The organism is uncultured Maricaulis sp., assembly GCF_963975345.1.
Taxonomy (GTDB): Bacteria; Pseudomonadota; Alphaproteobacteria; order Caulobacterales; family Maricaulaceae; genus Maricaulis.
The window spans coordinates 12,377-25,697 of sequence record NZ_CAXBGE010000010.1 but is presented as its reverse complement, the minus strand read 5'-3'; the positions used below and the strand labels follow the sequence as shown (position 1 = coordinate 25,697).

The following is a 13,321-nucleotide window of genomic DNA, read 5'->3' as shown; positions in this document are numbered from 1 at the left end:
TCACGCCAGCATGGCCTGCGTGGGCCACTTGCTCAAGGTATCGCTCGCATTTCCGTCGTGTCTATTTGCGAAAATAATTCCAAGCGGTGAGCAGGCTGAGCGCGGCGGTGATCCACAAGACGAGGATCCAGCCGGTGAGCACGAAATCATGCGCCTGCCAGCCCAGCGGTTGGGCGATCAGCGGGAAGCCGGCGACGATCATCGCCAGCGCGGTTTTCAGCTTCGCCGCCGGCGAGACCGCCAGCGTCGCGGCGCCACTGCCTGCGCTGTCGGCACCGGGAAGAAGACGCATGCCGGTCATGATGGCATCGCGAGCGACGATGGCGAAGACAGGCACGGCGATATCAACCGGGGTGCCGAGGATGAGCATGTAGACGATCAGATAGGCATCAACGAGCAATTTGTCGGCAATCGGGTCGAGCATCTCGCCCAAGCTTGAGTGCGCCTCCCAGCGCCGGGCGAGCCAGCCGTCGAGCCAGTCGGTCGCCGCCGCGATGATGAAAGCGATCAGTGCAAAGGCCGCCAACGAACGCGCTGCCACCATCGGATCGCCGAGCCAGAGTGGCACCAGCCCGGTCTGTGACCAGTCATAGGAGGTCCACAGGGCGGCCGCGCCGCTGAGCGCCAAAAGAATGCGCAAGATCGTCAATATGTTGGGGATTCGCCGGTGCATGGATCTACCTCTGGAACCAGTCATGGATGCGTTTGGCCATCGCTCTGGAAACGCCGTCAACCGCTTCCAGATCAGCCAAAGCGGCATTGCGGACAGATTTGGCCGAGCCGAAATGCGCCAGCAAGGATTTTTTGCGGGACGGGCCGATGCCCGGCACATCATCGAGCGGATTATCCGCCATCTGTTTCTTGCGTTTGGCCCGATGGCCGCCAATGGCGAAGCGGTGGGCTTCGTCGCGAAGCCTTTGCAGATAATACAGCACCGGGTCTTTTTGCGGCAGTTTGAATGGCGCCTTCCCCGGTAGGTAAAACGCCTCACGCCCGGCATCACGCTCAGGACCCTTGGCGATGGCCGCGATGCAGATGCCCGTAATGCCAAGCTCCTCGACCACGCCCATCACCTTGGACAATTGCCCGGCGCCGCCATCGATCAGGATCAGATCGGGCACAGGCGCGCCATCTTCGCGCTCCTTGATCAGCCGAGAGAAGCGCCGCCGGAGCATCGCCGCCATCATCGCGAAATCATCATCGGTCGCGGCATCCACACCCGTCATGTTGAAGCGGCGATAATGGGTTTTCTCGAAGCCTTCGGGCCCGGCGACGATCATCGCGCCGAGCGCATTGGTGCCCTGGATGTGGGAATTGTCATAAACCTCGATGCGCTGTGGCAAGTCCTCGAGCGCGAAGATGCGCTGTACGCCCTTGAGCAGATGCGCCTGGGAAGCGCTCTCCGACAATTTGCGCGCCAGGGCTTCGCGGGCATTGGCCAGAGTGCGCTCGACCAGCTTGCGCTTTTCGCCGCGAACGGGCCGGTGCAGCGTGACCTTGCGGTCGGCCTTCAGGCTTAGGGCTTCGCCGAGCAGTTCGGCGTCCTCGACCTCATCCGAGATCAGGATCAGGGCTGGCGGTGGCTTGTTGTCATAGAATTGCGCGATGAAGGCGGCGAGGACTTCGGGCGTTTCAACCTCGCTGTCATGGCGCGGGAAGAAGGACTGATTGCCCCAATTCTGGCCGGCGCGGAAGAAGAAGACCTGGACGCAGGACCGCCCGCCATCCTGGGCGACGGCGATCACATCGGCCTCTTCGACGCCGTCCGGATTGATGCCCTGATCCGTGGTGACAGCGGCAATCGCCCGGATCCGGTCGCGCAGACGCGCGGCGCTCTCATAATCGAGGGCCTCGGCGGCTTCTGCCATGCGCACCTGTAAATCCTCGCGCAGGGCATTGGACTTGCCGCGCAGGAAGTCCGTCGCTTGGGAGACCAGCTCGTCATAGGCATCCGGTTCGACCAGGCCGACGCAAGGCGCGGCGCAGCGCTTGATTTGGTGCAACATGCAGGGCCGCGTGCGGCCCTCATAGACGCTGTCGGAACAGGTGCGCACCAGAAAGGCCTTTTGAAGTGTGTTCAGGGTCTGGTTCACTGCACCCACGGAGGCGAAGGGACCGAAATAATCGCCCTTCACCTTGTGGGCGCCGCGATGCTTGAGCAATTGCGGCGCGGCGTGATCGCGTCGGATCAGGATATAGGGGAAGCTCTTATCGTCGCGCAGCAGCACATTATAGCGCGGCTTGAGGCGCTTGATCAGATTGGCCTCGAGCAGCAGGGCTTCGGTTTCGGTCTCGGTGACGACGAATTCCATCGTCCGCGTCAGCGCGATCATCAGCGCGATGCGATTGGAATGGCCACGCCCATTGGCGTAATTGGAGACGCGATTCTTCAGATTGCGCGCCTTGCCGACATAGAGAACCGTGCCGTCCTCGGCGAACATGCGATAGACGCCAGGCTTTGAGGGCAGATGTTTGACATAGTCCGCAATGATTTGCGCACCGCTGCGCGATTGCGCCGGCGGCGCAGACGGGTCATTTAACGGGTCAGCAGGTGGCTTAGCGCCAAGAGTCTTTTTTGGGGGTGTCATGTCAGACAAGATCGCGCTCGTTACTGGTGGCGGCAAGCGCCTGGGTGCCAAAATAGCGCGCGCCTTGGCCGAGGATGGCTGGCACGTGGTCATTCACTATAACAACTCGGGCACTCAGGCACGTGCGATTGAAGCGGCGATCCGCGAAGCCGGCGGCTCGGCGAGCACGGTGCAGTTCGACCTTGGCGACAGCGCCGGCGTCGATGCCTTCGCTCAAGGGCTCGGCCGGATCGATCTGCTGGTCAATTCCGCCTCGGTGTTTGAGATGGACCGGCCGGAGACGGTGTCGGCGGCCGAGCTCGACCTCGCGATGCGGGTCAATCTGATGGCGCCGGTGCTGCTGTCTTCAGCCATGGCGCGCCATCATCAGGATCGCGCTTCGGGCTGCATCATCAATCTGCTCGACCAGAAACTCTATAATCTCAACCCGGATTTCTTCTCCTACACCCTCGCCAAACACGCCCTGCTCGGCGCGACGACAACGATGGCGATGGCCTTTGCGCCGCGGGTGCGCGTCAATGCGATCGCTCCGGGCCTGACGCTGCCATCAGGCGGGCAATCGCCGGCGGAATTCGAACGCGCCCACGCGCTCAATCCAATGCGTGGCGGCTCAACGCCCGAGGACATCGTGCGCACGGTGCGCTTCATTCTTGCGACACCGGCCATGACGGGCGAGACCATCATTATCGATGGCGGCCAGCACCTCGATGCCCGCAATGGCGACGTGATGTATGCGGCTGGCCCGATTGAGGATTGACGCCCGTGAGACTGGACCAGGTTATCGAGAATGCCCTCGCCAACGCCACGGGCGAAGATGTGTTCATCTACCGGCTTGAGGGCGTAAAGCTCGATGTCGAGATCGGCATTCACCCGCATGAGCGTGGCGTTCGCCAGCGCGTCCTCGTCGATGTCATCACCGTGGTTGATCAGTCCTGGTGCGGTACCGATGATATCGGGACGGTGATCGACTATGATTACATCATGGACGGGATCAAGGCTCTGGCGGACACCCAGTTCGATCTGCAAGAAACCCTGTGCGGTGCGATACTGAGCGTCGCGCTGAGCCCGGACTCGGTGGTCGCCGCGCAGGTGACGACGCGCAAGATCGATGCCTATCCCGACGCGGCTGCGGTTGGACTGACCCGATTCCGCCGCAAGGCTTGATCAGCTCATGGCTGACCGGGCCAGAACCACGATATAACCCAGATAGCCCAGCGTCAGGGCCAGCCCGAGCCAGCGGGTGATTGGGCGCTTGAGCAGAACGATGCCGGCGATCAACACACTCGCTGCCAGCATCACCCAAAGGTCGAGCTGGAAGAAGCTCTCCTGAACGACAAGCTCCGTGCCCACCGTGTGGGCCGCGACACCGGCGGCACCGCCGACAGCAAACACGTTGAAGATATTCGAGCCGAGCACATTGCCGATCGCGAGATCGGCGTGGCGGCGGACCGAGGCCATTATGACTGTAGCCAGCTCTGGCAGGGACGTGCCAAGCGCGACGGCGGTCAGGCCGATCAAGGCCGGGTCAACATTGAGATCATGGGCGGCGGCGACGGCGCCAGTCACGACCATCTGGGCTCCGACCGGCAGGGCGACGAGGCCGGCGACCAAGGCAAACAACATGGTGGGCAGGGTCTTGGGCAGGCCTTCCATATGGTCGATATCGGTCAGTTCTGCCAGGGTCGGATCGGTTGTCTTCTTGCGCGCCTGAAAGCCGAGCAGGGCGATATAGCCGACGATCGCGGCCAACAGAATTTGACTTTCCACCAGGGTAACCCGGTGATCCCAAGCGACCAGGATCAGCGCGATGGCCGCGAGCAGAGCAAAGATGGCATTGCGTCGCAGCCCCGGCGTCGTCGTGTGGATGGTTCCAAACAGGGCTGGAAGACCAAGTACCAGCAGGAAATTGGCGATGTTCGAGCCAACGATATTGCCGACGGCCAGACCGGGGGCGCCGTTCAGGGTCGACTGGATACTGACGAGGAGTTCCGGGGCCGAGGTCCCGAAAGCAATAATCGTCAAGCCGACCAGCAAAGGGGGTAATCGCCACAGCCGCGCCAACGCCGCCCCGCCACGGACGAGAAAGTCGCCGCCGAACAGCAAAATAACGATTCCCGCCAGGATCAGCGGAGCGTAGAGGATTGCGGACATGAAGCTACCGTGCGCTGCGGATCAGGGGTTAGTCGAGGCGGCGAAATTCGATAAGATTAAGGATGGCGAAAACGGCCACGACGAGGCCAACAGCGATCAGGGCATACATGGAAAATATCTCCAGAGAAGCAAGGACAGTGCTCGTACATAGCGCGCCGTCGCTTGAGTGGCCAGTGTCGGAATCGGTATGAGGTGGCGCGCGCGGATCGAGCCGCTGGCACGGCCCTTCATGCAAGCTTATTGGCGGCTGACACGCGGTGCGACCCTCGGCGTGCGCGCGATCGCCGAGCGGCCCGATGGTTGTATCGCCTTGGTCAAACACACCTATATCGACGGCTGGCATTTGCCCGGTGGCGGCGTCGAGCCGGGTGAGACCGCTGCCTTTGCCGTCGGCCGTGAATTGGCCGAAGAAGCCGGCGTCGCACTGGGTGGTGAACCGGAATTGCTCGGAGTTTATGCCAATCACACGGCATTTCGCGGCGATCACGTGTTGCTGTTCCGCGCCACCGACTGGGTTGATTGCGCGACCGCAAGCCAGGGCGAAATCGAGTGCGTTGACTGGTTTTCGCCCCTGAACCTGCCCACCGACACCGCTGGTGGGACCCGGCGGCGGCTGGCGGAGATCTATGCCGGCGCCGCCAGGAGTTGGCAGTGGTGAGGTCGCAGACGCCTTACAATGCATTATCGGCACGCGCTCGCCGCTACCCTGCGCGAAAACCCGGCACTGAGGGGCCTTTTCGTGCGATATATACAACCATGCCGCGTTGGGATCGATTCGAATGAAAACTACCGCCGCGGGCGAGCCATCTTCAGGATCGACGAGGTCAAGCGCATCGGACGGTGTCACGGCGTGGCAGCGCGCGATCGAAGCGGATGGTTGGCCCAGTCTGGTTCTGCCCGGGATTCTGGCGCTCACTTTCATTCTGATTGTGTTCCTGGCTGTGATGGCGGGTGATCGGGCGCTGGTGGCCTCGGCGCGGGAGACCAATGCCGCGACGCTGCATTCGGTCCTGGCCGGCACGATGCAACGCTTCGAGGATTGGGCGCAGCACCAAGAGCGCAATGCCCAAGTCTGGGCCGATAATGATCTCGTGCGCGACTCGTTGGAGGATTTGCTGCAGGCGCCTATGGGGGCCTCGATCACCGCCGTGCCGGCGCAGGCACAATTGCGCGCCACGCTGGGGCCTTGGCTCACCGAATATGGCTATCGCGGCTTTTTCCTCCTCGGCGAGAACGGACGGGTGGTCGCATCATTGCGCAATGCCGATCTTGGCCATGCCTCGCCGATTCTCAGCCTGGTTGACCGGGACCAGCTGCGGCAGAGCCGCGGTGTTCTGACACGGCCGCAAATCGTCAATCTTGCCGCTGGAGAGGGCGCGGTCGACTGGCCGGAACTTGAAGAAGAAGTGGCGATGTATGCCATCGCTCCGATCATGTCTGATACGGGCGTTCGGGGATATTTCGCGCTGCGGATCGATCCGTTTGCCGAATATTCCGCGATCTTCAGCATCGGCCGTGCCGGGAGATCGGGCGGCACTTTCGCAGTTGATCGGGACGGTCTCCTGCTCACTGAAGCGCGGTATGCCGACACCTTCCGAGCTGCTGGACTGCTCGCCGAAGGACACCCGTCCATGCTGCATGTCGAGGTCCGCGATCCTGGCACAAATTTGACCGACGGCGCTGTGCCGTCGATGCCCTATGCCCAATGGCCGTTGACCGAGGCAGCCCAGATGGTTTCCAACGGCCCGCGAGGGGCGAACATGACCGGCTATCGCGATTTTCGCGGTGTTCTGGTGATGGGTAATTGGGCTTGGAATGCGCAGCGCGAGATTGGAATCATTACAGAGGTCGAGGTCGGGGAAGCCCTCGCCGGGGTCAATCGGGCGCGGGCCGTTTTGCGCGTTTTCGCCGTCGCCATGGCGCTTTGCTTCATTACGATTGCGGTCTTGTTTAACGCTCATCGGACGCTCAGTCGCCGGCGCGCACGCGAGACGCTTGAGGCGACACTGCGGTTTCGCCAGATTTTGATGACGGCCGCCGAAGGTATATTTGGCTTTGATGGCAACGGCATTGTCACCTTCATCAATCCGCGCGCTTGCGAGATGCTCGGCTATGGCGAGGACGAATTGATCGGCAAGCCATTGCACCCGATTATCCACCACTCCCGCCGCGACGGCTCGCCCTGCCCCGGCGACGAATGTCCAATTTTCAGCTCGGTGGCGACGCCGCCCGACGGGGTTGAGGATATTTTCTGGACCAAGGCTGGCGAGTGCATTCCGATCGAGTTCTCGAAATCGCCGGTCAATGCCGCCGACCCCGTCGCCGGCATCGTCGTCACCTTTCGTGACATCACCAAGCGCAAACGTGACGACCTGGCCCTGCTGCGCCATGCGCAGGAATTGAAGCGCTCCAACGCGGAACTGCAGGAATTTGCCTATGCCGCATCCCATGACCTGCAGGAGCCCCTGCGTAAAATCCAGGCTTTTGGCGAACGGCTGAACAAGAAATACCACGCTAATCTGGACGAGACCGGTCAACATTATCTCGACCGAATGGTGGATGCATCGACGCGCATGCGGCGACTAATTGACGATCTCCTCAGCTATTCGCGGGTCAATTCCAAGACGACGCGTTTCCAGCCCGTCGACCTGTCCGGCGTGTTGGCCGATGTCCTGTCCGATCTGGAACCGAGAATCGCGGCCGAGGGTGCAAAGCTAAAGGTCGGCATACTACCCGCCGTCGAGGCCGATTCCGGCCAGATGCATCAGCTGTTTCTCAACCTGCTGACCAATTCAATCAAATTCCATCGCGTCGGGATTGCCCCCTCGATCATGATCGAGGGCAGTGTTGAGGTTGGCGATGCCGGTGCCGTGGCCCGCATCGCGGTGACTGATAACGGCATTGGCTTTGAAGCGCGCCATGCCGACCGGATTTTCGGCATGTTTGAACGGCTGCACGGCCGCGAGGAGTATGACGGCACCGGCGTTGGCCTTGCGACCTGCCGCAAAATCGTCGAACACCATTCTGGCACGCTGACCGCCTGGGGCGAGCCCGATGCGGGCGCGGTGTTCACCATCGTGCTGCCGATTCGTCAGACCGTTGACGCCTGAGATTGACGGCAAAAGCGGGCTGAATTGCTGGCAAGGCAAAACACGTTGCAGTTGTGAGTTTGTGTCAACGGGTCGGTGAAAAAGGCCCGACATTGGGCGCGGCACCGTTAAGCCTTCCGATGACCGGTGGTTCGGATGCTGTCGCGGCGAACGGAGTCGCGACGACACAATATCGCTATATATACCATAGCGTTGCGTATTTGGTGACGCGTCAGAAATCGACGCTCCGGCCCTCGCGCGCCCGCTCCTTTCCGCTCGGACTTACGCTTTCCGACGTCTGGGGTGTCGTCCCTTGCGCCAGCCGATAGGCGTGGCAAACCGGTTGCACGGGCCATCGATGCAGTGGCTGGCGCTGTATTCACCTTGATCTTGCTCCTGTGACGCGAGAAACTCGCACCAAGGAACGGTCGCGATCACGCGGCAGCCGTGATGAGGCTATTCAACATGAGCAATGAAGACCGTCTGTTCACATTTTTGATGGTTGATGACGACCCCGATGACCGCATGCTGTTCCGCGAAGCCTGCGAGGAAGTCAGGCTGCGCAACCCGGTCGAATTCCTCGAGAATGGCGAGCAGCTGGTCGATTATCTCAACCGGGTTGGCCCCTATGCCAAGCTTGACGGTCAGCCATTGCCGGGCATCATTCTGCTCGACCTCAACATGCCCCTCAAGGATGGCCGTGAGGCGCTCGAGGAGATCAAGGCCAGCGCTGCGCTGCGCCATATTCCGATCATCGTCCTGACCACCTCCAAGGACGAGAATGATATCCTGTCGAGCTATGGGCTCGGCGCCTCGTCCTACATCGTCAAACCGGTTTCGCTCGACCGGCTGATGCGGGTGGTCAATTCGATCGGTGAATACTGGGTCCAGATCGTCGAAGTTCCCAATGGAACACCGCAGGCTGAGATCGACTGATTCGGCGCGATTTCCCTGTCCTCACCGAATTTGGTTTCCCTCAATGAGGGAATTTTGTAATCTGGCTTTACGCCGGGGGCGTCGGCCCGATACGGACTCCGATACGGGCCATGAAACGGGGAAATTCCATGAAAAACACTCTGATCAAGAGCATGACCGTCGCTGCGGCAGCGCTGCTGGCCTTGTCCGGTGCCGCATTTGCCGACGGCGACATGTCCAATACCTACGGCCATATTGTCCGCGTCACCGGTCCTGACTCCAGTTTCGATGCGACCTTTGTCGAAGGCGGTGCCTATTCCGACACGCGCGGCATCACCGGAAGCTGGTCTGTTGGCGAGCAATTATGCATTACGGTCCAGGCCGAAACCGGACCACAGGAAAACTGCGGACCGTGGAATTCCGCGCTCCAACCCGGTGAAAGCTGGAGCACGACTGGCTGGACCGATGACGGCACTGCGATCACGGTTGAGATCATTGCGGCGCAGTAGACGCGAACGGCGCCTGTGAAGATCAGCTGAAAACAGGCAAAGGGCGGTGCCAGCGGCGCCGCCCTTTTGCGTCGGATTTCCCCTGAGGCGTGTCTTGCCAAGACCTTGCCGCATTCACACACTATAAGCCTTCGGGAAGGGTGCAGCAGTTTGCGGCACGCCTTGGGGGGAATGAGTGATGTTGGCGATGCGATTGTGGAAAATTTCCGCGACACTGTTCGTGTCGATGATCCTGGCGATGGTGATGCTCGCCGCGCTCTGGTTCTACCTGCCGGAATGGTTCTCCTGGGTGCAGGACGGGGCCGACATGCTGGAGGACGGCGTCGCCGCGATACCGCTGCCGGAAAAGATCAATAATCTGGTTCGCATCTACGCCAGCGACGACAAGATCGTGCTGTTGATCTTCACCATTATCGCCCGCGTCATGCTCGCCTTCGTCGGCAAGGCCTTCACCGCCGTGATGCCGAAGCCGAAGGTCAAAGTCGCAGAAGAGGGAATTCTCGGCCAGATTGGTTCGACCATCTCGACCCTCTTCCTCGCCTTCGTGATCGCCATCCTGATGGTCTCCGCCATCGCCCTGTTCTGGGAGGCAGGCCTGCACTACATGCTCAATGCCTCCGACTGGGTCGAGGACAAGCTGGCGCATTTGCCAATTGGCGGCCGCTGGCGATCTGGCGTCCGCTTCGTCGTTTCCGACGACAAGATCCTGCTCTTGTTCTTCACCATCATCGCCCGCGCCCTGATCGTCGTCTTCGCGACCAGTTTCGGCTCGGCCTGGCGTTCGGTCACCGGCAGCGGGCGTGAAAAACTGGTGCGGACCTAGCCAACCCGTCTAGTCAGACAGGGCTTTCGACAGGATCGGCAGGGAGACGTCCATCCGGTAATCGACCGATGAGTGATCATCGGGGAATTCCTGATAGACGTGTTTGACGCCCATTTCGGTCAACCGTTTCGTCATCCGCCGGGCGCCATAGACCAAATTATACTGGTCGATATCGCCGCAATCGATATAGAGCGCCTTCATCGTCTTGAGGCCCTCTCCACGCGTCTCGACCAGCTCCAGCGGATCCCATTTCTTCCAGCGTTTCCAGGCGACCGGATCCATTTCGCACGTGTCCATCGTCACCGGTAGATTGATGCCGAGGAAAGCGTTCGGGTCGGGGTCATAGGTCGCGGCCATCGCCAGGATCATCAGCGCGTGAATATCGTCGCCGGCTGGTTTCGGATTGGCCTCGAAGGCAGCCATGAAGCTCTCAACGGAACCACCATGCTTGGCGATGCGGCGCAGGGTGTGGGCGAAATCGGTCGCGAACATCAGATCAAAGCCGACATCGCCGGAATGGCTCGCCGCCGCTGACCAGATATCGGGATGCATCAGCGCATGCATCATCGCGCCATAACCGCCCGAGCTCTTGCCGAACAGACCGCGCTTGCCAGCCCCGCCGCAGCCATATTCGCCCTCGACAAAACCGAGCACTTCGGTGGTCAGGAAATCATCCCAATTGCCCATCGCGATCGAGTTCACATACTGATTGCCGCCCAGCCGGGTGAAACAATCGGGGAAGGCAATCACGCACGGCGCCATCTCGCCCGACGCGATCAGCCGGTCGGCCCGCTCAGGCAGGTTCTCGCCGAAATTCTTCCAAGCCGTATGGTAGGGCCCACCGCCGGTAAAGCCGACGACATCGACCAGCAAGGGCAGACCAGACCCGTCATGTCCCGCCGGGATATAGACATCAACCCGCCGCAGCGTCGGATCGCCGAGCATGTTGTTGGCAACGGCCTTGGAGTCGATCCAGTGCTGGACGACGCGGCCTCGGGGACAGGTGTGGGATTTGTGCATGGCGGGGACTCCTGACGAAAAGGGGACAGGTATAATTAACGCCATTCGCGCCGTTTGCGAGCCGGCAGCTGTCAGTGCTGCGTTAATTATACCTGTCCCCTTTTCGTGCCCGCATCCCTCTTGAGCCCGCCCCCCAAATCACGCCAGCATCCGGCATGGCCACTTTCAAAACATATCTCAATGCCAACCACTTGCTCGCCGACAGTTTCCGCCTTGCCCGGCAGATCTATGAGAGCGGTTTCCGGCCGACCCATATCGTCGGCGTCTGGCGCGGCGGGGCGCCGATTGGCATTGCGGTGCAGGAATATCTCGACTATCGCGGCCTCGATACAGACCATATCGCGATCCGCACGGCCTCCTATACCGGCATTGGCGAGCAGGCCGAGGTCAAGGTGTTTGGTGAGGGCTATCTGGTCGACACGCTCAATGCCGGTGACCGATTGCTGATCGTCGATGATGTGTTCGATTCAGGCCGTTCGATTGAGGCCCTGCTGAAAATCTTGCGCGCCAAATGCCGCAATAATTTCCCCACCGAAGCAAAGATCGCCACGGTCTATTTCAAGCCTGTCCGCAACAAGACCGATCTGAAGCCCGACTATTTCCTGCACGAAACCGACGACTGGCTCGTCTTCCCGCACGAGCTGTGTGGTCTGACGCCGGAGGAAATCGCGGCGAAGGGCGAGGCGGGGAAGGTGGCGCTGGGGGAGTGAGGGCTATTTCGACCGGTCGCGCGAGGTGTGCAGCAGGCGCAGGATTTCGACTTCGGAGGAAGCGCTTCGATATACGATCAGATAGGGCAAATGCGGAATCACGAGCTCGCGGGTATTTTTGAGTCGGCCTTGACGCCCCATCGAAGGGTAGGTGAGTAGATATTCCGTCGCGCTCTCGACAGTCAGGATCATCCGCAGTGCCGCATCCGCGTCGTCCTGCGCAATGAAATCATGCGCCTCGGTCATGTCCCGCCCGGCTCGGCTGGACCAGCGGACGCGTTTCATTTTCTTGCGGCGAGATTGCGGGCCTTGAGCTCGGCCATCAGGTCGTCATGCTCGATGAAATCGCCCGCATCGGCGTCGGCAATTCCGACCTTGATCGCTTCAACAATCCAGTCCTGATGCTCGAAATAGGCTTGGATCGCATCATTGACGACCCAGGAGCGCGACCGGTCCTGGCTCTGCGCCAGCGCATCGAGTTTCTCGCGCGTTGTTTCATCGAGGCGTATGGAGATGTTTCTCATAAAAATGATTCCGTATTCACTGTGCGGACAGTTTAACACGGAATGATTGAAGCTAAAAACGGCCCCGCCCCGCCGGGCAGAACATGCCCTGAAAACCATGCCGAGCTCCGGCCAGACTGGAATTGTCTAGTCAAGGGCGCGAAGCGCCGCTCCGCGGTCAGGACCCTTGACTAGACAATTCCAGTCTGGCGCCTTGCTTGGCAAGGGTTTCAGGGCGGGCCGTGGCCCAGGCCCGATGGCCATCTCCCCTTTGGGGGAATGTGATCCTGTCCGACCTTTCATTTTCCTGTCGGCTTTGTGAGTTGAGCGAACCGGGTGGGAATCTATGGTCCGGTAACCTTCGGTGGCCGATGGCTGCCGATCCGAATTCAAGGGGACATCGATGAAAACGCTTTTTGCCGCTGCCAGCCTGCTCAGTGTGCTGGCCCTTGGCGCCGCGCCCGCTTTGGCGCAGAACACGATGCCGCCGATCCAGTATCAACCCGATCCGGATTCGCCGATTGGCACACGCAATCCCGCCGGGCCGGCGCAACTGGCCGAGTTCGATTTCGTCATCGGCGACTGGGATGTGTCCATCACCTTCACGCCGCCCAATGGCCAAGCTTTCACCTATGATGCGCGCTGGCATAATCACTGGATTCTTGACGGTCTGGCCGTGATGCAGGAATGGCGCGGGCCCTATGCGACCGGCGCCGAGTTCCGCGGTTATAACCTCCGAGAAGGGCATTGGGAGGGCTATAATATCTACCCGACCCTGCCCAATGGCTGGCGCCCGACGACGGCGCTGCGCAGCGATGAGGCGATGGTCGTTACCATTGAGGGCATTGACGCCGAGGGCCCGATGCTGAATCGCGAGACCTATACCGACATCACCGCCGACAGTTTCCGGATGTATTCCGAGATTTCCCGTGACGAAGGCGTTAGCTGGGAAACCGGTCGCTATTCCATGATGGTAGTGCGTCGCGGCGGGTAGGGGCGGGATCACCCGCCCC

Annotated in this window: 15 protein-coding genes; 9 read left to right on the top strand and 6 right to left on the bottom strand. The window is 60.8% G+C overall.

Annotated features, from left to right (window positions below; all coding sequences use genetic code 11):
- Positions 1-61: 61 nt before the first annotated feature.
- Together AAC029_RS11555 and uvrC are read right to left on the bottom strand one after the other, a co-directional pair.
- Positions 62-673: a CDP-alcohol phosphatidyltransferase family protein gene (locus AAC029_RS11555; RefSeq protein ID WP_339747820.1), complete on the bottom strand. Its 612-nt coding sequence runs from the start codon at positions 671-673 to the stop codon at positions 62-64.
- A gap of 4 nt (positions 674-677) precedes the next feature.
- Positions 678-2,588, bottom strand: a complete 1,911-nt coding sequence (gene uvrC, locus AAC029_RS11550) for an excinuclease ABC subunit UvrC (RefSeq protein WP_339747817.1) — start codon at positions 2,586-2,588, stop codon at positions 678-680.
- Between uvrC and AAC029_RS11545 the strand changes: the two genes are divergently transcribed.
- Together AAC029_RS11545 and AAC029_RS11540 are read left to right on the top strand one after the other, a co-directional pair.
- Positions 2,587-3,345: an SDR family oxidoreductase gene (locus AAC029_RS11545; protein ID WP_339747814.1), complete on the top strand. Its 759-nt coding sequence runs from the start codon at positions 2,587-2,589 to the stop codon at positions 3,343-3,345. The genes uvrC and AAC029_RS11545 overlap by 2 nt on opposite strands.
- Before the next feature lie 5 nt (positions 3,346-3,350).
- Positions 3,351-3,752: a dihydroneopterin aldolase gene (locus AAC029_RS11540; protein WP_339747812.1), complete on the top strand. Its 402-nt coding sequence runs from the start codon at positions 3,351-3,353 to the stop codon at positions 3,750-3,752.
- On the opposite strand, the gene AAC029_RS11535 is transcribed toward AAC029_RS11540, so the two are convergent.
- Complete coding sequence (locus tag AAC029_RS11535) at positions 3,753-4,739, bottom strand: calcium/sodium antiporter (protein ID WP_339747810.1); 987 nt, start codon at positions 4,737-4,739, stop codon at positions 3,753-3,755.
- Between the two features lie 187 nt (positions 4,740-4,926).
- On the opposite strand from AAC029_RS11535, the gene AAC029_RS11530 reads away from it, so the two are divergent.
- From AAC029_RS11530 to AAC029_RS11510, 5 genes are all read left to right on the top strand, one after another.
- Positions 4,927-5,397, top strand: a complete 471-nt coding sequence (locus AAC029_RS11530) for an NUDIX domain-containing protein (protein ID WP_339747807.1) — start codon at positions 4,927-4,929, stop codon at positions 5,395-5,397.
- 121 nt (positions 5,398-5,518) lie between these two features.
- Positions 5,519-7,849 carry an ATP-binding protein gene (locus tag AAC029_RS11525; RefSeq protein WP_339747805.1) on the top strand — a complete coding sequence of 777 codons (2,331 nt, stop codon included), beginning with the start codon at positions 5,519-5,521 and terminating at the stop codon, positions 7,847-7,849.
- Positions 7,850-8,293: 444 nt separating this feature from the next.
- Positions 8,294-8,764: a response regulator gene (locus tag AAC029_RS11520; RefSeq protein WP_339747803.1), complete on the top strand. Its 471-nt coding sequence runs from the start codon at positions 8,294-8,296 to the stop codon at positions 8,762-8,764.
- A 128-nt stretch (positions 8,765-8,892) separates the two neighbouring features.
- Positions 8,893-9,252, top strand: coding sequence for a hypothetical protein (locus tag AAC029_RS11515; RefSeq protein WP_339747801.1), 360 nt, complete (start codon positions 8,893-8,895; stop codon positions 9,250-9,252).
- Positions 9,253-9,430: 178 nt separating this feature from the next.
- On the top strand, positions 9,431-10,075 hold the full coding sequence (locus AAC029_RS11510) for a hypothetical protein (RefSeq protein WP_339747798.1): 645 nt from the start codon (positions 9,431-9,433) through the stop codon (positions 10,073-10,075).
- Positions 10,076-10,084: 9 nt separating this feature from the next.
- On the opposite strand, the gene AAC029_RS11505 is transcribed toward AAC029_RS11510, so the two are convergent.
- Positions 10,085-11,095, bottom strand: coding sequence for an alpha/beta hydrolase-fold protein (locus AAC029_RS11505; protein ID WP_339747796.1), 1,011 nt, complete (start codon positions 11,093-11,095; stop codon positions 10,085-10,087).
- A gap of 155 nt (positions 11,096-11,250) precedes the next feature.
- Here AAC029_RS11505 and AAC029_RS11500 point away from each other — a divergent pair, with 155 nt between their 5' ends.
- A complete protein-coding gene (locus tag AAC029_RS11500) occupies positions 11,251-11,805 on the top strand; it encodes a phosphoribosyltransferase family protein (RefSeq protein ID WP_339747794.1) in 555 nt (184 codons plus the stop codon).
- Positions 11,806-11,808: 3 nt separating this feature from the next.
- On the opposite strand, the gene AAC029_RS11495 is transcribed toward AAC029_RS11500, so the two are convergent.
- Both AAC029_RS11495 and AAC029_RS11490 read right to left on the bottom strand, forming a co-directional pair.
- Positions 11,809-12,090: a type II toxin-antitoxin system RelE/ParE family toxin gene (locus AAC029_RS11495; RefSeq protein ID WP_339747791.1), complete on the bottom strand. Its 282-nt coding sequence runs from the start codon at positions 12,088-12,090 to the stop codon at positions 11,809-11,811.
- Entirely contained in the window at positions 12,087-12,329 is a 243-nt protein-coding gene (locus AAC029_RS11490; RefSeq protein ID WP_339747788.1) for a ribbon-helix-helix protein, CopG family, read from the bottom strand. The genes AAC029_RS11495 and AAC029_RS11490 overlap by 4 nt, the downstream gene beginning before the upstream one ends.
- 382 nt (positions 12,330-12,711) lie before the next feature.
- Between AAC029_RS11490 and AAC029_RS11485 the strand changes: the two genes are divergently transcribed.
- Positions 12,712-13,302, top strand: a complete 591-nt coding sequence (locus AAC029_RS11485) for a hypothetical protein (protein ID WP_339747785.1) — start codon at positions 12,712-12,714, stop codon at positions 13,300-13,302.
- Positions 13,303-13,321: the final 19 nt, after the last annotated feature.

What these genes read in the sequence shown, in the direction of transcription:
- AAC029_RS11490 (WP_339747788.1), bottom strand. Translation starts at nt 12,329, where the DNA reads ATGAGAAACATCTCCATACGCCTCGATGAAACAACGCGCGAGAAACTC.
- AAC029_RS11495 (WP_339747791.1), bottom strand. Translation starts at nt 12,090, where the DNA reads ATGAAACGCGTCCGCTGGTCCAGCCGAGCCGGGCGGGACATGACCGAG.
- uvrC (WP_339747817.1), bottom strand. Translation starts at nt 2,588, where the DNA reads ATGACACCCCCAAAAAAGACTCTTGGCGCTAAGCCACCTGCTGACCCG.
- AAC029_RS11505 (WP_339747796.1), bottom strand. Translation starts at nt 11,095, where the DNA reads ATGCACAAATCCCACACCTGTCCCCGAGGCCGCGTCGTCCAGCACTGG.
- AAC029_RS11535 (WP_339747810.1), bottom strand. Translation starts at nt 4,739, where the DNA reads ATGTCCGCAATCCTCTACGCTCCGCTGATCCTGGCGGGAATCGTTATT.
- AAC029_RS11510 (WP_339747798.1), top strand. Translation starts at nt 9,431, where the DNA reads ATGTTGGCGATGCGATTGTGGAAAATTTCCGCGACACTGTTCGTGTCG.
- AAC029_RS11530 (WP_339747807.1), top strand. Translation starts at nt 4,927, where the DNA reads ATGAGGTGGCGCGCGCGGATCGAGCCGCTGGCACGGCCCTTCATGCAA.
- AAC029_RS11515 (WP_339747801.1), top strand. Translation starts at nt 8,893, where the DNA reads ATGAAAAACACTCTGATCAAGAGCATGACCGTCGCTGCGGCAGCGCTG.
- AAC029_RS11525 (WP_339747805.1), top strand. Translation starts at nt 5,519, where the DNA reads ATGAAAACTACCGCCGCGGGCGAGCCATCTTCAGGATCGACGAGGTCA.
- AAC029_RS11485 (WP_339747785.1), top strand. Translation starts at nt 12,712, where the DNA reads ATGAAAACGCTTTTTGCCGCTGCCAGCCTGCTCAGTGTGCTGGCCCTT.
- AAC029_RS11555 (WP_339747820.1), bottom strand. Translation starts at nt 673, where the DNA reads ATGCACCGGCGAATCCCCAACATATTGACGATCTTGCGCATTCTTTTG.
- AAC029_RS11500 (WP_339747794.1), top strand. Translation starts at nt 11,251, where the DNA reads ATGGCCACTTTCAAAACATATCTCAATGCCAACCACTTGCTCGCCGAC.
- AAC029_RS11545 (WP_339747814.1), top strand. Translation starts at nt 2,587, where the DNA reads ATGTCAGACAAGATCGCGCTCGTTACTGGTGGCGGCAAGCGCCTGGGT.
- AAC029_RS11520 (WP_339747803.1), top strand. Translation starts at nt 8,294, where the DNA reads ATGAGCAATGAAGACCGTCTGTTCACATTTTTGATGGTTGATGACGAC.